Annotated in this window: 16 protein-coding genes; 9 read left to right on the top strand and 7 right to left on the bottom strand. The window is 72.0% G+C overall.

The features are described 5' to 3' along the window. Positions 1-40: 40 nt before the first annotated feature. Positions 41-787: a metallophosphoesterase family protein gene (locus tag QDS12_RS03465; protein WP_279876933.1), complete on the top strand. Its 747-nt coding sequence runs from the start codon at positions 41-43 to the stop codon at positions 785-787. Positions 788-970: 183 nt separating this feature from the next. Next, positions 971-1615, top strand: a complete 645-nt coding sequence (locus QDS12_RS03460; RefSeq protein ID WP_279876931.1) for a DUF2461 domain-containing protein — start codon at positions 971-973, stop codon at positions 1613-1615. 7 nt (positions 1616-1622) lie between these two features. Here the strand turns inward: QDS12_RS03460 and QDS12_RS03455 are convergent, their stop codons facing one another. Next, positions 1623-3125: a hypothetical protein gene (locus tag QDS12_RS03455; protein ID WP_279876929.1), complete on the bottom strand. Its 1503-nt coding sequence runs from the start codon at positions 3123-3125 to the stop codon at positions 1623-1625. A gap of 161 nt (positions 3126-3286) precedes the next feature. Between QDS12_RS03455 and QDS12_RS03450 the strand changes: the two genes are divergently transcribed. The 3 genes from QDS12_RS03450 to QDS12_RS03440 all read left to right on the top strand — a co-directional run bounded on the left by QDS12_RS03450 (position 3287) and on the right by QDS12_RS03440 (position 7685). After that, positions 3287-5167, top strand: a complete 1881-nt coding sequence (locus QDS12_RS03450) for an acyl-CoA dehydrogenase (RefSeq protein WP_279876927.1) — start codon at positions 3287-3289, stop codon at positions 5165-5167. Between the two features lie 197 nt (positions 5168-5364). Continuing rightward, the gene (locus tag QDS12_RS03445; protein ID WP_279876925.1) at positions 5365-6633 is read left to right on the top strand and encodes a family 43 glycosylhydrolase; all 1269 of its coding nucleotides are present in this window, start codon (positions 5365-5367) and stop codon (positions 6631-6633) included. A 122-nt stretch (positions 6634-6755) separates the two neighbouring features. Continuing rightward, positions 6756-7685 (top strand): oxidoreductase, encoded by a 930-nt coding sequence (locus QDS12_RS03440; protein ID WP_279876923.1) that lies wholly within the window; start codon positions 6756-6758, stop codon positions 7683-7685. Here QDS12_RS03440 and QDS12_RS03435 read toward each other — a convergent pair. Both QDS12_RS03435 and QDS12_RS03430 read right to left on the bottom strand, forming a co-directional pair. Next, positions 7676-8152, bottom strand: a complete 477-nt coding sequence (locus QDS12_RS03435) for an MSMEG_6728 family protein (RefSeq protein WP_279876921.1) — start codon at positions 8150-8152, stop codon at positions 7676-7678. The two genes, QDS12_RS03440 and QDS12_RS03435, sit on opposite strands and share 10 nt — an antisense overlap. Positions 8153-8161: 9 nt before the next feature. After that, positions 8162-8956, bottom strand: coding sequence for a crotonase/enoyl-CoA hydratase family protein (locus tag QDS12_RS03430; protein ID WP_279876919.1), 795 nt, complete (start codon positions 8954-8956; stop codon positions 8162-8164). A gap of 53 nt (positions 8957-9009) precedes the next feature. Between QDS12_RS03430 and pgm the strand changes: the two genes are divergently transcribed. After that, the gene (gene pgm, locus QDS12_RS03425) at positions 9010-10641 is read left to right on the top strand and encodes a phosphoglucomutase (alpha-D-glucose-1,6-bisphosphate-dependent) (protein ID WP_279876917.1); all 1632 of its coding nucleotides are present in this window, start codon (positions 9010-9012) and stop codon (positions 10639-10641) included. A gap of 16 nt (positions 10642-10657) precedes the next feature. Beyond that, positions 10658-11362, top strand: coding sequence for a peptidase E (locus QDS12_RS03420; protein WP_279876915.1), 705 nt, complete (start codon positions 10658-10660; stop codon positions 11360-11362). Between the two features lie 496 nt (positions 11363-11858). On the opposite strand, the gene QDS12_RS03415 is transcribed toward QDS12_RS03420, so the two are convergent. Beyond that, positions 11859-12122, bottom strand: a complete 264-nt coding sequence (locus QDS12_RS03415) for a GlsB/YeaQ/YmgE family stress response membrane protein (protein ID WP_279876913.1) — start codon at positions 12120-12122, stop codon at positions 11859-11861. A gap of 78 nt (positions 12123-12200) precedes the next feature. Next, on the bottom strand, positions 12201-12809 hold the full coding sequence (locus QDS12_RS03410; protein ID WP_279876911.1) for a peroxidase-related enzyme: 609 nt from the start codon (positions 12807-12809) through the stop codon (positions 12201-12203). 91 nt (positions 12810-12900) lie between these two features. Between QDS12_RS03410 and QDS12_RS03405 the strand changes: the two genes are divergently transcribed. Next, the gene (locus QDS12_RS03405; protein WP_279876909.1) at positions 12901-14142 is read left to right on the top strand and encodes an acyl-CoA dehydrogenase family protein; all 1242 of its coding nucleotides are present in this window, start codon (positions 12901-12903) and stop codon (positions 14140-14142) included. A 68-nt stretch (positions 14143-14210) separates the two neighbouring features. Here the strand turns inward: QDS12_RS03405 and QDS12_RS03400 are convergent, their stop codons facing one another. After that, complete coding sequence (locus tag QDS12_RS03400) at positions 14211-15440, bottom strand: acyl-CoA desaturase (protein ID WP_279876907.1); 1230 nt, start codon at positions 15438-15440, stop codon at positions 14211-14213. An 11-nt stretch (positions 15441-15451) separates the two neighbouring features. Next, positions 15452-16624: a ferredoxin reductase gene (locus QDS12_RS03395; RefSeq protein WP_279876905.1), complete on the bottom strand. Its 1173-nt coding sequence runs from the start codon at positions 16622-16624 to the stop codon at positions 15452-15454. Positions 16625-16709: 85 nt separating this feature from the next. Here QDS12_RS03395 and QDS12_RS03390 point away from each other — a divergent pair, with 85 nt between their 5' ends. Then, on the top strand, positions 16710-17876 hold the full coding sequence (locus QDS12_RS03390; protein ID WP_279876904.1) for a helix-turn-helix domain-containing protein: 1167 nt from the start codon (positions 16710-16712) through the stop codon (positions 17874-17876). Positions 17877-17910 lie beyond the last annotated feature (34 nt).

Here is a 17910-nt window from a genome sequence, read left to right as displayed (position 1 = left end):
AATCGGTCGACACCGTCGCCATGGTCGATAGCGTGCCGCGGTGACGACGATCGCCGCCTTCTCCGATGTCCACGGCAACACCCCGGCCCTACGAGCCGTGCTCGCCGCCATCGACGACCGGCGGCCGGACGTCGTCGTCGACCTCGGCGACGTCGCGTCCGGCGGCGTCGACCCCCGCGGCACGCTCGACCTCCTCCGCAGCCGTCCCGACATCGTCACGGTGCGCGGCAACCACGAGCGTCAGCTGCTGACCCTGCCCGCCGAGGCGATGGGCGCCTCCGACCGGCTCGCCCACGGACACCTCACCCCCGACGACCGGTCGTGGCTGGCAGGGCTGCCGGAACGGCTCGAGATCCTGCCCGGCGTACTGGCCTTCCACGGCGCTCCCGACGACGACCTTTGCTACCTGCTCGAGACGGTGGGCGACGGCCTGCGGGAGGCCTCCGACGACGAGGTGCTGACCCGCCTCGGCGCCGACGCCGGTCGGTTCGCCGTGTTCCTGTGCGGCCACACGCACCTCCAGCGGACCAGGACCCTGCCCGGCGGCGCCCTGGTGGTGAACCCGGGCAGCGTCGGCTGGCCGGCGTTCGCCGGCGACGAGCCGGCGCCCCACGTCGTCGAGGCGGGCACGCCCCACGCGCGCTTCACCCTGCTCACCGACGCCGACGGGCGGTGGGAGGTCGAGGAGCACGCCATCGACTACGACGTCGAGGAGGCGGCGCGCCTCGCCGAGGCGAACGATCGACCCGACGTCGCCGTCGCCCTGCGGACCGGCCGCCTGGGCTGACCCGCGCGAACCCGGCCGAGCCGTCCGCGGACCGGCGGTTGCCGGTGCCTCACCACCCACCGATCGCCGGCGCGAAGGCCGCGCAGGAGCTCACCGCCGGCACGCCCGGCCCCGCGTCGACGCCGCCACGACGGCCGGGACCCGCACGGGTCCCGGCCGTCGTGCGTCTGCGACCATGCCGACATGGCTGCGTCGTCCGTGTTCGAAGGCTTCCCCGTCGCCGCGCTGGACTTCTACGACGACCTCGAGGTCGACAACACCAGGTCGTTCTGGGAGGCCCACAAGCACGTCTACCAGGAGTCGGTGCTCGCACCGTTCAAGGCGCTCACCACAGCGCTGGAGCCGGAGTTCGGCAGCGCCAAGATCTTCCGCCCCTACCGCGACGTGCGGTTCAGCAAGGACAAGACGCCCTACAAGACCCATCAGGGCGCGTTCGTGGGCGTCGCCGAGGCGACCGGCTACTACCTGGAGCTCTCCCCACGCGGCGTCCGCGTCGGCGGCGGCTTCTACCACGCGCCGAGCGACCGGCTGGCCGCCTTCCGCGCGGCGGTCGTGCACGACCGGTTCGGGCCGGAGCTGGAGAGGCTGCTCGACGGGGTCGAGAAGGACGGCTTCGACATCGGCGGCGAGACGCTGAAGACCACGCCGCGCGGGTTCGACGCCGACCACCCGCGCATCGGGCTGCTGCGGCACAAGTCGCTGGTCGCGGGCCGGTCGCTGGGCTTCGAGCCGGTCATCCACACGGCCGAGCTCGTGGACGTCGTACGCGACGACTGGCGCAGCCTGCGGCCGCTGGTCGAGTGGTGCCGGGAGCGCCTGGCGACCTGACCCTGCGTCAGGGGAGCGCGACGGGCGAGCTGACCTGGACGCTCGCGTCCGGCCGCACGGTGAAGACGCTGACGTGCAGGGCCTTCGTGTCGGGGTTGACGCTGAACGCCTCGAACGTCGCGGGGTGCTGGATGTCGCCCGGGTTCGGCGCCGTCGTGACGTGACCGCCGGCGCTGCCCTGGGTGTACTCGAGCGACGTCCTGCCGTCGTCGGTGGTGTGCTCCTGAGCGCCGATCAGCCGGTAGGAGCGGCCGTCGAGCACCATCGCCGTCTGGCAGCCCTGTTGGGCCAGCCGGGCCCCGAGGAGGTGGTCGTGGAGCAGGACGATGTCGGGCTTGGTCGAGCACGCCTCCCGGGTCGCCGCGTCGAGGAACTCCGGCACGCCGACACCGTCCTCCCGCTCGACCGTGCCGCTCCCGAAGTCGCCGACGGTGGAGACCCGCGGGTCCGCGAGCGAGAGGAGCGAGATGCCCTGGACGTCGTGGGTGCGGTTGTCGGCGACCCGCCAGCCCCGCGCGTCCGCCGCTCGGACGATCTCCGGGGTGTCGTGGAGACCCGGCGCGAACTCGACCGGGACGTTGTCGGAGTAGTAGTCGATCGTGTCGAGCAGGTAGCTCTCGATCGCCTTGCCCGCGAAGGTCAGGTCGCCGCTGTAGGCGATGAAGTCGGCACCGGTCAGCTTCGCGGCCCGGCCCATGATCCGCGCCATCCCGTTGACGTCCTCCAGGTCCTCCCCGGCGATGAAGAGGACGTCGTCCTTGTTCACCCGCAGGTCGGTGCCGCCGAGAGCGGCGTCGAGGTTGTCGGAGGCCTTGTCGTAGAACGCGCTGTGCGGCTCGAGCACCGAGAGGAACGGGACCACCTCGGCCACCAGGCCGTTGACCTCGGTCCCCGCGAGGGCGGTGCCGTTGAAGAACGGGCTGCCGACCACGGCCCGCTCGTCCGGGTCGGCGATGACGTGCGCGGCGACCGCGTGGAGCGAGACCAGGGCGACGGCGCACGACGCGGCGACCACGGTCCGCAGCCGGGCGTTGTAGGCGGTGACGGCGCCGGCGACCTCCGGGGACAGGGCAGCGAGCCGGCGGCGGCGCTGCCGCACGAGCAGCACGCCTCCGATCTCGATGGCCAGCACGGTCCCGAACCCGATCGCCGCCCACCGGACGACGTACGTCCGGGCGGCCTCCCGGATCTCGGCCATGGCCGGAGCCGGGTCGTCGAAGAGCTGGGTGAGGTAGGCGCGGGTCTGCTTGTCCTGCGGGATCAGGCGGTTCCAGTCCAGGCTGAGGTCGAGACCGATGTCGGTCCCCAGGCCGAGTAGGCCGACGTGCGCGTGCTCCGGACGCACGATCGCGCCGCCCTGGATCACGGTGGTGTCGCGGCCGATGACCGGCTTGACCGCCACGCTCTGGCCGGCGACCGACGCGTGGCCCGGCGGCGCGAACCGCACCGCGACGACCGCCCCGGCGACCGGAGCGAGGACGAGCAGCAGGGCGGCGACCACCACTGCCACCGTTCTCCCGATCCTTCGCATCTGGGACACCGTAACGGTGGGGCGGTGACCCCCCGCTTGCACGAGCAAACACCCCGGTCTACGATTTATGTTACCGGCCGGTAGGGCGCACCCGCCGCTATGCGCGCCGGTATCCCTCCCGATCTGGAAAAGGTGGAGCAGTGAGCCACTACAAGAGCAACCTGCGCGACGTCGAGTTCAACCTCTTCGAGGTCTTCGGTCGCGAGAAGGTCCTCGGCACCGGTCCCTACGCCGAGCTGGACGTCGACACCGCCAAGGAGATCCTCGCGGAGATCGACCGCATCGCCCGCGAGGACCTGGCCGACTCGTTCGTCGAGTCCGACCGCACGCCGCCGGTCTTCGACCCCACGACCAACACGGCGCCCGTCCCGGCCGCCTTCAAGAAGTCCTACGACGCGTGGATGGACGCCGGCTTCTGGAGCCTGCAGGCCCCCGCCGAGATCGGCGGCACCGCGGCCCCGCACTCGCTCGTGTGGTCGTCCGCCGAGTTCATCCTCGGCGCCAACGCCCCGATCTGGATGTACGGCTGCGGCCCGTTCTTCTCGAAGGTCGTCTACGAGAACGGCACCGAGCGCGACCGGCGCATCGCCGAGATCATGGTCGAGCGCCTGTGGGGCGCCACCATGGTCCTCACGGAGCCCGACGCGGGCTCCGACGTGGGCGCCGGCAAGACCTACGCCACCCCCAACGAGGACGGCTCCTGGAACATCTCCGGCGTCAAGCGCTTCATCACCAGCGCCGAGTCGGACCTGCAGGAGAACATCCTCCACCTCGTCCTCGCCCGCCCGCGCGGCGTCGACGGCGTCGGCGGGCCGGGCACCAAGGGCCTGTCCCTGTTCCTCGTGCCGAAGTACCACTTCGACCACCAGACCGGCGAGCTCACCGGCGAGCGCAACGGCGTCTACGTCACCAACGTGGAGCACAAGATGGGCATCAAGGTGTCCAACACCTGCGAGCTCACCTTCGGCGACCCGCAGGTCGGCGGCGGCGAGCCCGCCCAGGGCTGGCTGCTCGGCGAGGTCCACGACGGCATCCGCCAGATGTTCGACGTCATCGAGAACGCCCGCATGATGGTCGGCACCAAGGCCATCGCGACCCTCTCGACCGGCTACCTCAACGCGCTCGAGTACGCCAAGAGCCGCGTCCAGGGCGCCGACCTCACGAACGCGGCGAAGGACGCCCCGCGCGTGACGATCACCAACCACCCCGACGTACGCCGCTCGCTCATGGTGCAGAAGTCGTTCGCGGAGGCCATGCGCGCGCTCGTCATCTACACCGCGACGTGGCAGGACGAGGTCTCGATCGCCAAGCACAACGGCGAGTCGGGGTCGGAGCGGGCCAAGCTCGCCGTCGACGTCAACGACCTGCTGCTCCCGATCGTCAAGGGCTACGGCTCGGAGCGGTCGTGGGTGCTGCTGGGCACCGAGGCGCTGCAGACGTTCGGCGGCTCCGGCTTCCTGCAGGAGTACCCGATCGAGCAGTACGTCCGCGACGCCAAGATCGACACCCTCTACGAGGGCACCACCGCGATCCAGGGCCAGGACTTCTTCTTCCGCAAGATCGTGAAGAACCAGGGCGTCGCCCTCGGCCACCTCGCCAACGAGATCAAGGCGTTCCTCGGCGAGGAGGGCCACGGCGAGCTGAAGGAGAGCCGTGCGCTGCTCGCGACGGCGCTCGCGGACGCCGAGGCGATCGTCAGCCACATGTTCAACGACCTGCTGTCCTCCGACCCGAGCGCCGAGACCGGCGACCTCAAGAACATCTACAAGGTCGCGCAGAACACCTCGCGCCTGCTCATGGTGCTCGGCGACGTCGTCTGCGCATGGCTCATGCTGCGCCAGGGCGAGGTCGCGCTGGAGAAGCTGGCCGGCGGCGCCGGCAAGGACAAGTCGTTCTACGAGGGCAAGGTCGCGGCCGCGAAGTTCTTCGCCGCCTACAACCTGCCGAAGCTGAGCGCCGAGCGGGCCATCGCCGAGGCGATCGACAACTCGATCATGGAGATCGACGAGGCCGCCTTCTAGGTCCCGAGACGCCCGCTGGTTGCTCGCGGGCTCCTCGACCAGCACCGCAGGAGCGGCCCCTCCGGCACCAGCCGGAGGGGCCGCTCCTGGCCGTTCGGCCAAAAGTTCCGAGCAGATCGTGGGTCCCTGCACCAAGGACCGAGGTCCCGGGTTAACCTTCGGCGCCCCCTTGACCCACGAGGCCCTCTGGACCCCCTTTGCACATCGCGCAGCACACGTCGAACGAACAGCACGACCCCAGCACCAGCCCCCTCGGACCCCCGGCCTCGCGCCGCCGCCGTTGGCGGCTCGTCATCGCAGTCCTCGCGCTCCTCGCGCTCGCCGTGCCCGATGCGGGCGCCGTCGCCGGCCCCCTCGAGCACGGCACGGCGATGGCCGACCCCAGCGTCGCGAAGGTCGGCCCGCAGCGGTACGTCGCCGTGGCGACCGGCCCGAACGTGCGCCGGCTGATCTCGCGCAACGGCATGCGGTGGCGCCCGATCAGCCCCGCCCTGGCCACCCGGCCGGCCTGGGCGCGCCCCGGCAGCGCCATCTGGGCGGCCGACCTGGTGCACGTCCGCCGCCGCTGGCTGCTCTACTTCGCCGCCCCCGTGCGGGGCATGGGCGAGACCAGCCGGTGCATCGGCGTCGCGGCCGCGCGGACGAGCACGGGCAGGTTCCGCCCGGTGGGCCGACGCCCGCTGGTCTGCCCGCCCGCCGCACGGGCGCCCCGCGCCGAGGACCGGATCCTCGACCGCCGCCGGGCGCGGCCGACGCTGCCGACCATCGGCGCCATCGACCCGTCCGCCTTCGTCGACCGCGGTCGGGTGTTCCTGCTCTACAAGACCGACGGGAAGCCGTCGTCGATCCGCATCCTGCGGCTGCGCGCCAACGGCCTGCACGCCCGCGGGCGGAGCCGGGCGCTGCTGACGAACCGCGGCGTCGTCGAGAACCCGGTCATGGTGCGCCGCGGCCGGTGGCTCTACCTGTTCATGTCGGCCGGCGACTACTCCCGCTGCAGCTATTCGACGGTGTGGCGCCGCAGCCGGAACGTCTTCCGGTGGCGCAACCGGCCGCAGCGGACGCTGCTGGCCAGGCGCAGCACCGGCCTGTGCGGGCCGGGGGGCGCCGACGTCGTCGTCGACCGTCGCTCCGTGCGGCTCTACTTCCACGCGTGGACCTGCCGGAGGTCGGGCCGGCCCTGCGCCGCCTCGTTCCACATGACCGGTCGCACGGGCGGCGGTCCCGTCCGCGCCCTCTACGGCGCGCGGCTGCGGTTCTCCAGGCGCGCGGTGCGGGTCGCGTCCTACATCCGGCCGCACACCCAGGCCGCGCGGCACCACGCGCAGAAGAAGCGGCACCACGCGCGGGCCCACCACGCGCGCCGCCACCACGTGAAGCGCCAGCACGTGAAGCGCCAGCACCACGCCCAGAAGCACCGCAAGCACCGGCCGGCGAAGCGGCACCGCGTCCACCGGCGCCGGTGAGCCGCGGACGGGTGCCGGCGCCGTCCCACGACGTGAGTCCCACGGGTCGGTGAAGAGTCGGGTCGGTCGCGTGGATCCAGCGCGACGAGTGACGGTCGTACGCCGCCCCTAACCTGGGGCACATGACGTGGACCCCCGACCAGATGCCCGACCAGACCGGCCGGACCGCGGTCGTGACCGGACCGAGCGCCGGCGGGCTGGGCTACTTCACGGCACTCGGGCTGCTGCGCGGCGGCGCCCGGGTGGTCCTCGCCGGGCGCAGTCGCGCGAAGCTGGACGAGTCCGCGCAGGGGCTCCTCCGCGAGGTTCCGGGCGGCACGGTGGAGCGGCTGGTGCTCGACCTGACGTCGCTGGAGTCCGTCCGCCTCGCGGCGGCCACCGCCGCGGACCTCGGGACGATCGACCTGCTCGTCAACAACGCCGGCGTGATGGCGACGCCGTACTCCCGCACGGTCGACGGGCTGGAGATCGAGCTCGCGACCAACCACTTCGGGCCTTTCCTGCTCACCGGCCTGCTGCTGGCCCAACTCGCCGAGAGCGACGCGGGGCGCGTCGTCACGGTGTCGTCGACGATGCACCGGATGGCCCGCTCGGCGCCGCTGGCCGAGCCGCGGACCGAGCCTCAGCACTACGGGCCCGTCGGCACCTGGCGGGTCTACGGGCAGACCAAGCTGGCCAACCTGCTCTTCACCTACGAGCTCGACCGGCGGCTGCGAGCGGCCCGCCTGCCGGTGAAGGCGCTGGCCGCGCACCCGGGCGTCGCCACCACGCGGCTGATGCGCAACGGGCCGCTCGAGCGGATCCCCTATGGCCGCCCGATCGTCGAGACGGCCATGCGGGCCGTGTTCCAGACCCCGGCATCCGGTGCCTGGCCGGTGCTGATGGCCGCGACCGCCGACCTGCCCGGTGGCAGCTTCACCGGCCCGGGCCGCACCGGCGAGCTCGCCGGTCCCGCGAAGGTCGTGGACAGCACCCGTCGCTCGCACTCCGCCGCCGACCAGCGAGCGCTCTGGGAGCTCTCCGAGCGCACGGTCGGGTTCAGCTATCCCTGAGGGCCGCCCGCGCCCCGTCCCGGCGGCCAGATGTAGGGCAGGTCGTCGGGGACGCCCGGGAAGAGCGGTCCGTAGTGGTCGGGGTCCTTGCGCAGCAGGGAGGACTGGTGGCTGCGGTGGAACGCCTCGTCACCGAGCCAGAGGGGCAGCTCGCCGGCCTCGGCCAGCTCGGCCTGCTCGCGCACGGTCGTGACACCGGCGGTGGCCAGGTCCGCCCGGATGGTGTCGGCGCACGTGTCCGCGAAGCCGGCCGCCGCCCAGGCACGCGTCGAGGCCAGCCCGTAGGCACCCAGCGCCTCCAGGCACCCCGCCCACATCTTCACTGCCGGGTGGTGCCGCCACGCGTAGTCGGGCCGGACCAGGCCGCGCACGATCTGGATGCACTCCACGCGTTGCTTGCCCAGCCGCTTGCGGTCCAGCACCTCCATGGTGCGGGCGAAGTCGGCGTACGGCAGGAAGGTCTGCACGTGCCCCTGTTACCGCTGGCGCGGCTTGTAGACAGGCGCGACCTTCTTGAACGCCGCCTCGCGGGCGATCTTGGTGTTGGCACCGAACAGCAGGAACGCCTGCTCGATGCGCTCGCGGGCGAACGTGCGGCGCGGCGAGCGGTGCCACGTGTCGTTGAACAGCCGCTTGGCCGCAGCGAGGGCGTCCGGCGACCGCTCGGCGAGCCGCTGGGCGAACGCGGTGGCCGCGACGACCGGGTCGGCGTCCAGCTCGGTGACCAGGCCGAGGTCGCTGGCCTGCTTGCCGCTCAGCATCTCGGCCGTCATCGTGAGCCGCTTGGCGGTGTCGATGCCGACGAGCTCGGAGAGGGCCTGGATGCCCGACATGTCGGGGATGATGCCCCACTTGCCCTCGAGCACCGACCACGTGGAGTCGGGGGTGGCGAACCTGAAGTCGGCGGCGAGCGCGATCTGGACCCCGCCCCCCAGGCAGTGCCCGTGGACGGCCGCGATCACCGGGACCGGCACGCGGCGCCAGGCCCAGCACGCCTCCTGGAACGTGTTGGTGCCCCGCCACGGCCGCGGCGCGAACGCCTTGGCGACGTCGATCGGCTTCTCGAGCGTGCTCGCGAAGTCGAGGCCGGCGCAGAAGGAGTCGCCCTCCCCCGCGATGACGACCGCGCGCAGGGTCTTGTCCTTGCGCAGCTCCCGGGCGGTCGCGACGAGCTCGTCGAGCAGCGGCAGGGTCAGCGCGTTGAGCTTGTCGGGGCGGGCGAGCCGCACCTGGGCGACGCCGTCGGTGGTCGTGCGGGTGACGAGAGCCATGTGCTCAGCCTAGGACATTTCCCTACCCGCGAGTAACCAGGCAGATTTGCCCCATGGCTGACCCGCGCGCAGGAAAACCCGCCACCGAGGCCGACCTCGTCGACGTGCCGCAGCTGGTGACGGCGTACTTCACCCGGACACCCGACCCGGACGACCCCGCGCAGCAGGTCGTCTTCGGGACGTCCGGTCACCGCGGCTCCTCGCTGAGGACCGCCTTCAACGAGGCCCACATCCTCGCCACGACGCAGGCGATCTGCGACTACCGCAAGGAGCAGGGGTACGACGGCCCGCTGTTCCTCGGCCGGGACACCCATGCGCTCTCGGAGCCGGCGTACGTGACGGCGCTGGAGGTGCTCGTCGCCAACGACGTGACGGTGCTGGTGCAGGACGGCTACCAGCCGACGCCTGCGGTGTCGCTCGCGATCCTCACGGCCAACCAGGGCCGGACGAGCGGTTCCGGGCTGGCCGACGGCATCGTCATCACGCCGTCGCACAACCCGCCCGGTGACGGCGGCTTCAAGTACAACCCCCCGCACGGCGGCCCCGCCGGCTCCGACGCCACGGCCGCCATCGCGAAGCGCGCCAACAAGCTGATCAGGAAGGGTCTGAAGAAGGTCGTCAGGACGCCGTACGAGCGCGCGGCGAAGGCGGTCCAGACCTACGACTTCCTGGGCGGCTACGTCGACGCGCTGCCCACGGTCGTCGACCTCGAGGGCATCCGCCTGGCCGGCGTGCGCATCGGCGCGGACCCGCTCGGCGGCGCGTCGGTGGACTACTGGGCACGGATCGCCGAGCAGCACCGGCTCGACCTGACCGTGGTGAACCCGGTCGTCGACCCGACCTGGCGGTTCATGACGCTCGACTGGGACGCGAAGATCCGGATGGACTGCTCCTCGCCCTACGCGATGGCGTCGCTCATCGACCGGCGCGCCGACTACGACCTCGCGACGGGCAACGACGCCGACGCCGACCGGCACGGCATCGTGACGCCCGACGCCGGGCTGATGAACCCCAACCACTTCCTCTCGGTCGCGATCGGCTACCTGTTCGGCGGCGGCCGCAGCTGGGCGCCGAGGGCGCGGATCGGCAAGACGCTCGTCAGCAGCTCGATGATCGACAAGGTAGCCGCCTCGACCGGGCGCGAGCTCGTCGAGGTCCCGGTCGGCTTCAAGTGGTTCGTGCCCGGCCTCATCGACGGGTCGTTCGGGTTCGGCGGCGAGGAGAGCGCCGGGGCGTCGTACCTGCGGCGGGACGGGTCGGTCTGGACCACCGACAAGGACGGTCTCGTCATGTGCCTGCTCGCCTCCGAGATCCTGGCGACGAGCGGGAAGACGCCGTCGCAGCACTACGCGGAGCTCGTCGCGCAGCACGGCGAGCCGGCGTACGAGCGGATCGACGCGGCGGCGACCCGCGAGGAGAAGGCGGCGCTGGCCGCGCTCTCCCCCGAGGCGGTCACCGCGACCGAGCTCGCCGGCGAGCCGATCACCGCGAAGCTCACCGAGGCGCCCGGCAACGGCGCGCCCATCGGCGGGCTCAAGGTGACCACCGAGTCGGCGTGGTTCGCGGCGCGCCCGAGCGGCACCGAGGACGTCTACAAGATCTACGCCGAGTCGTTCCGCGGCTCCGACCACCTGCGGCAGGTGCAGGAGGAGGCCCGGGCCGTCGTCTCGGCCGCGCTGGGGTGACCGTAGGGTCGCCGTCGTGACGGCGACGATCCTGACCCTCGGCGGTGGCGGCTTCTCGATGTCCGAGGACGGCTCCTCCCTCATCGACGACCTCCTGCTGTCGCTGACGGGCAAGGACCGTCCCCGGGTGTGCTTCGTGCCGACGGCCAGCGGCGACTCGAAGGAGTACGCCGACCGCTTCCTGGCCGCGTTCGAGGGGCGCGCCCGGACGAGCGTGCTGTCGCTGTTCTGCCGCGACCCGTGGGGCTACGGGGAGCCGAAGACGCTCCTCGACCAGGACGTCGTCTACGTCGGGGGCGGCTCGACGGCTAACCTGCTCGCCCTCTGGCGGCTGCACGGCGTGGACCGGGTGCTGCGCCAGGCCGCAGAGGAGGGCACGGTGCTCGCCGGGATCAGTGCCGGGATGAACTGCTGGTTCGAGGGGTCCTCGACCGACTCCTACGGGCCGCTGGCGGCACTGCCGGACGGCCTGGGGTTCCTGCCGGGCAGCGCGTGCCCGCACTACCTCGGCGAGGCCGAGCGGCGGGCGGCGTACCACGCGATGGTCGGCAGCGGGCGGCTGCCGGGCGGGCACGCGGCCGACGACGGGGTCGCGCTGCTGTGGCGCGACGGGGCGCTGGTCGAGGCGGTCAGCGAGCGCCCGGACGGGCAGGCGTTCCGCGTCGACCTGGTCGACGGCGAGGTCGTCGAGCGTCCGCTCGAGGTGCGCTACCTCGGGTGAGGGCGTGGCCGGTGGATCGGCTCGCCGCCGCGAAGTGTCACGGTGACACTGTGCGGGTCGGGTGACACTTCGGAGGTGTCACCGGTGGCGCCAAGTGTCACGGTGACACCTGGCGGGTCGGGTGACACGTCGGAGGTGTCACCGGTGGCGCCGAGTGTCACGGTGACACCTGGCGGGTCGGGTGACACTTCGGAGGTGTCAGCGGTGGCGCCACGTGTCACGGTGACACCTGGCGGGTCGCGCGACACTTCGGAGGTGTCACCGGTGGCGCCACGTGTCACGGTGACACCTGGCGGGTCGCGCGACACTTCGGAGGTGTCACCGGTAGCGCCACGTGTCACGGTGACACTGTGCGGGTCGGGCGACACTTCGGAGGTGTCACCGGTAGCGCCACGTGTCACGGTGACACTGTGCGGGTCGGGCGACACTTCGGAGGTGTCACCGGTGGCGCCACATGTCACGGTGACACCTGGGCGACACGTCATCGAGTGGGTGGTCAGCCGTGGGCCGACCGGTTGCGGAGCGCGGTCCAGGCGAGCGTGACGAGGACGGCGCCGACGATCGACCCGATGACGCCGCTCGCCCGCAGCTCGATGCCGTCACCGGAGAGCAGGCTGATCAGCAGGCCGCCGACGAACGAGCCGAGCAGGCCGCTGACGAAGGCCATCGTCCAGTCGATCGGCCGGCCGTGGCGCCCCAGGATCAGCTGTGCTCCCGCGCCGATGAGCATGCCGAACAGGATGATGCCGAGGATGAGCATGCGGCGAACCTAGGTTTGCCGACGCCCCGGCGCCTGACCCGATCCGGGTGATGCCCGGATCGGGTCGCGGGTCAGCACTCAGGCGAAGAGCGTCGAGTCGGGCTGGAGCCCGATGGCCTGGGTCAGCTTGTTGGCGTAGCTGAAGAAGGCGGCGACCTCGATCGCCTCGACGATGCCGGCGTTGGTCAGGCCGACGCGGCGCAGCTTCTCGTAGTCGGCCTCCCCGACGAGGTGCGCCTCGTTGGTGACCTTCGCGGCGAGGTCGACGAGGGCCTGGTCGCGGTCGGAGAACTCGACGAGGTGGTGGTCGTCCGCGATCCGGGCGGCGCGCTCCTTGTCGCCGGTGGCCTTCGCGAGGCCGTAGCGGTGGTTGGCGACGCAGTAGCCGCACTCGTTCTCGTGGGCGACCACGACGGAGATCAGCTCCCGCTCCTGGATCGTCAGGTGGTGGTCGGCGCTGTCGTCCCACAGCGGCCCGTAGATCGCGAGGAGGCGCTCGAGGGTGGCTTCGTTGACGGCGTACCCGCGCAGCCAGTTGGGGACGTAGCCGTAGCTGCTCTGGGCGGCGTCGAACTGGCGCTGCAGCTTCGGCGACACGTCCTCGCGGTCCACGCCGCCGAGGCGGGTGACGAGGTGCTTGGGGAGGACGGGCGTCGTGGTGCCGGGCTCGATGAGTGTGGTGGCCATGCTCTCTCCTCTGAACGATCGGGGACTCGTTTATGTATATCATGTCAGTCTATTTACAAGATTAGATCCGAGTCGTCCCGGAGGAGATCGCGTGACCACCCAGCTGAGCCCTACCGACACGGCGGGCGGGAGCCCGCGCACGCCGTCACTCACCGCCGCGGAGGCGGCGCAGATCGCCGACGCCCTCGCGACCAGCGCCGCGGCCGGGGCCACCGACCGGGACCTGACCCGCACGCACCCGATCGGGCTGCTCACCGAGCTCGCCGGGACGGGTCTCCTGGGCGTCACCGTCCCCCGCAGCGCGGGCGGGTCCGGCCTTCCGCTCTCGGTCTCCGCCGACGTCCTGCGCCGGCTGGCGCGCGGGGACGCCAACCTCGCCCAGCTCGTGCTCTCGCACTTCGTCCTCCTCGACATCGCGTCGCTCGCCGCGGAGCCGGACACGCTCGCCCTCCTCCACGAGGTCGCGACCGGCAGCGGATGGCTGGGCAACGCCACCGCCGAGCGGGGCACGGCGCACGTCTTCGACCGGCGTACGTCGCTGACCCGCCGGCCGGACGGCACGGGCGTGCTGAGCGGCCGGAAGTTCTATGCGACGGGCGCCCTCGGCTCCACCCTCTTCGGCGTCGCCGCGAACCTGGACGGCGACCCCGGACACCCGGTGATCGCCTTCGTCAGCCCGTCGGACGCCGGAGTCGCGATCGACGGCGACTGGACGGCCTTCGGCCAGCGGACCACGGCCAGCGGGTCGGTCCACCTCATCGACGTCCTGGTCCCGTGGGAGCGCGTCATCGACCTGGGCGAGCTGCCGGTGGACCCGCCGCGCAGCCCGGTCGGCGCCTACGACCAGCTGCTGCACGCGGCGATCGACGTCGGCATCGCCCGCGCCGCACTCGAGGACGGCGCCGCGTTCGTGCGCGAGCGGGCCCGGCCGTGGGTGGAGGCGGACGTCGAGCGCGTCGCCGACGAGCAGCTCGTGCAGCACCGCTTCGGACGACTGCGCGCGCTGGTCGCGGCCCTCGAGGCGCTGTTCGCGCGGGCGGGCGCGGCGGTCGACGCCGTCCGGACCGTGCCGGCGCCGACGGAGGAGGCACTCATCGAGGCCTCCCTCGCCGTCGCCGAGGTGAAGGCGCTGGCCCAGGAGGTCGGCCCTGAGGTCGCCACCGAGGTCATCGAGCTGGGCGGCACCTCGTCGGCCGACGAGCGTCACGGCCTCGACCGGCACTGGCGCAACGTGCGCGTCCACTCGCTGCACGACCCGGCCCGGTGGAAGTACGTCCACCTCGGGCGCCACCTGCTCGACGGCACGGCGCCGCCCAAGCACCCGCTGCTCTGACGGCGGCCGCCGCAACGAGACGACGGCCCGCCCGGATCACCGGGCGGGCCGTCGTACGTCGGAGCTGGTCAGCGGGCGGCGGCCCGCGCCTCGAGCTCCTTGAGCATCCGGAGGCGGTTCTTGCCCTTCGCCTTGACGATCTTGCCGACCAGGCGCAGCTGCGAGGGCAGGTTGCGCTTCGTGGTGGTCTCCCACCAGCCGTTCGGGAAGGCCAGCCGGACCGTCTTGTGCCAGGCGCTGTAGACCTGCGCCGGCAACGGTGCCGAGTGGTAGCGCAGGCCGTACTTCTCGAAGATCGCCTGCACGCGCGGCGCGACCTCGGCGTAGCGGTTGGACGGCAGGTCGGGCCAGATGTGGTGCTCGATCTGGTGCGACAGGTTGCCGGTCATGATGTGCATGGCCTTGGAGCCGGAGATGTTGGCGGACCCGATCATCTGGCGGAGGTACCAGTCGCCGCGGGTCTCGTTCTCGGGCAGCTCGTCGAGCTCGAACGTCGCGACGCCCTCCGGGAAGTGACCGCACATGATGACCGCGTGCGACCAGACGTTGCGCACGAGGTTGGCGATCGCGTTCGCGGCGAACGTGGTCGCGAAGGAGGGGCCGGACAGCAGCGGGTGGACGACGTAGTCCTTGGTCGCCTGCTTGCGGATCTTGGTCAGCGTCCCCTGGAGCTGGCGCTTGAACTCCTCCGACCGTTCCTCCTTCGGCACCCGCAGGTTGTCGCCCAGCTTGAGGTCGTAGGCGGCGATGCCGTACTGGAAGATCAGCATGTTGACGAAGTTGAGCGCCGGCTGGATGAGGCAGCGCGGGGTCCACTGCTGCTCCTCGTCGACGCGGACCAGGCCCCAGCCGAGGTCGTTGTCCATGCCGACGATGTTCGTGTAGGTGTGGTGCTCCTCGTTGTGGGCCTTCTTCCAGCCCTCGGCGGTGGCCGCGTTGTCCCAGTCCCACGTGGTCGAGTGGATCTTGGGGTCGCGCATCCAGTCCCACTGGCCGTGGAGGATGTTGTGGCCGATCTCCATGTTGTCGAGGATCTTGGCGACGCTCAGGCCCACCGTGCCCGCGATGAACGCCGGCGGGAACATGCTGCCGAGCAGCACCGCGCGGGAGCCCAGCTCGAGGTAGCGCTGGGTCTTGATCACCCGGTGGATGTAGGCCGCGTCGCGCTCGCCACGACTGGCGATCACCTCGGCGCGGATCGCGTCGAGCTCCTCACCGATCGCCTCGATGTCCTCACGACTGAGGTGGGCGATCGGGCTGTCGGTGGTCTCGAGGCTGGGCTCGTTGACGATGGTCATCTGGCTACCTTTCAGTGGTCGATGACGCACGCGCCGGCTGCGGCGCTGATGCAGGTCTGGATCTGGATGCCGTCGCTCTCACCCGGGTTGGCGACGATGAGGTCGCCGCTGCGCAGGTCACGCACGGCACCCTCCTTGAGGGGCAGGACGCAGCCGAAGCAGATGCCCATCCGGCACCCGCTCGGCATCAGGACGCCGGCTTCCTCGGCGGCATCCAGGATCGGGGTCGCGGCGTCGGTCTCGATCTCCAGGCCGCCGGCCTCGAACCGCACGGTCCCGCCGTCACCGACGACGACGGTGCTGGCCCGGAACTGCTCGGTGAACAGCCCCAGCCCGTTGGTCTCGTGGTGGGCGGCGAGGGCGTCGAGCAGCCCCGCCGGGCCACAGGCGTACGTCGTCCGCTCGGCCAGGTCGGGCACCAGCTCGCCGAGCACGTCGACGTCGAGCACGCCGTGCTGGTCGTCGTACCGCGCGACGAGGTCGATCGCACCGGCGCGGCCGAGCTCCTCCAGGTTGCGGAGGAAGATCGAGTCCGGGCGGCTCGGCGCGATGTGGACGCAGACGATGTCGAGGGCACCCTTGCGCGGGTCGAGCTTGTCGAGGCCCACGACTCCCTCGTCGGTCACCGGGAAGAGGTTGCGCAGCATGCCGATGACCGGCGTGACGCCCGAGCCGGCGGTGACGAAGAGGAGCTTGTGGCCGGCGAGGTCGGGCGGCAGCACGAACTCGCCCTGCGCCTGCTCGAGGTGGACGAGCGTCCCGGGCTTCGCGCGGTGGACCAGGTGGTTGCTGACGATGCCGTCGGGCACCGCCTTGACCGTGATCGAGATGAGGCCGTCGGGACGCGGGCCGTGGGTGAGCGAGTAGGCCCGCCACTGCCGGACGCCGTCGACGTCGATGCCGATCCGGATGTACTGCCCCGGCACGTGGCCGGCCCAGTCGCGCCCCGGCTTGAGGACGATGGTCGCCGCGTCGCGGGTCTCGGGATGGACCGAGACGATGCGGGCACGCAGGTCGGCCCCGGCGCGCAGCGGGTGGAACAGGTCGAGGTAGTCGGCCGGCACCAGCGGCGTCACGGCGGCGTTGGCGATGCGCTCGGCGCGGGCGGCGAGGCGCTCACCCAGGCGGTTCCAGGCAGCCGAACGCCCGGTCGCGGGGCGGGTCGGGAACGCTGTGGCCGTCATACACCCATGGTGACTGAGCGATCTGCGTAAACTCATGTCTGACGCACGTGAATATCTGCATGACATTTGTTCGCAGGAGACAAAGATGGCCCGTCGCTCCCTCCGCCGACGCACCTCCCCCGACATCACGCTGTCGCCAGAGATCGCCGGGCGGCTGCGCGAGCTGCTGCCCCGGGTCGGCGAGGACGTCGTCACCGCGATCATCGCCGAGGTCCCGTCCTACCAGGACGCGCTCTCCGGCGCCATGGGCGAGACGATCCGGACCGCCGTCGGCGTCGCGCTCGGCGGCTTCCTCTCGGTCGCGTCGGGGCAGACCGCGGAGTCGGTGCCGGCCACCCCCGAGGCACTCGAGGGCGCCTACGAGCTGGGGCGCGGCGAGGCCCGCAGCGGACGGACGACCGAGGCGCTGCTGGCCGCCTACCGCATCGGCGCCCGCGTGGCCTGGCGCGAGCTGTCCTCGGAGGCCGTGGCCGCCGGGCTCCCGCCCGAGGCACTGGTCGAGTTCGCCGCGCTCGTCTTCGCCTGGATCGACGAGGTCTCCGACGCCTCGGTCGCCGGGCACGGTGACGAGCTGGCCACCACCGGCCGGGTGCGGCAGCGGCTGCTCGAGCGGCTGGTCCGGCAGCTGCTCGGTGGGGCGACGGCCGAAGTGCTCGACGACGCGGTGGAGCGGGCCGGCTGGCCGGCCCCGACGACGCTGACCGCCGCGCTCGTCCCGCCGTCGCAGGTCAGCTCGGTGCTGGCCCTGGTCTCGCAGGCCACCCTCGTCCTCGAGGACCACCCGGCGGTCGACGACGCCACACTCCTGCTGGTCCCGGACGCGCACGGCCATCGTCGTACGGCGCTGCTGCGGACGTTCGAGGGACGCGGCGCGGTGGTGGGGCCGGCGAAGCCCTGGCGCGAGGCGCGAGCGTCCTATGACCGCGCCGTCCGGGTCCGCGAGGCCGGCTGGGGCGAGGACAGCGAGGCCCACCTGGTGCGACTCGTGCTCGAGGCCGACGCCGACGCCCGCGCCGACCTGCGGGCGTCGGTGCTCGCCCCGCTCGAGGGGCTGCGCCCCGGCACCGCCGAGAAGCTCACCGAGACACTGCGCTCCTGGCTGCTCCACCAGGGCCGCCGGGACGAGGTCGCCGCCGCACTGTTCGTGCACCCGCAGACGGTCCGCTACCGGATGGGGCAGCTCCGGGAGCTCTACGGCGATCGGTTGGAGGACCCGGCGACCGTGCTCGCACTGACGGTGGCGTTGGGTTAGGGGCGCCGCCGCTGCTTGTCACCGTCAGTGACAC

Source organism: Nocardioides sp. CER19 (genome assembly GCF_029846275.1).
Classification (GTDB): Bacteria; Actinomycetota; Actinomycetes; order Propionibacteriales; family Nocardioidaceae; genus Nocardioides.
This window is presented reverse-complemented; position numbering and strand designations above follow the sequence as displayed.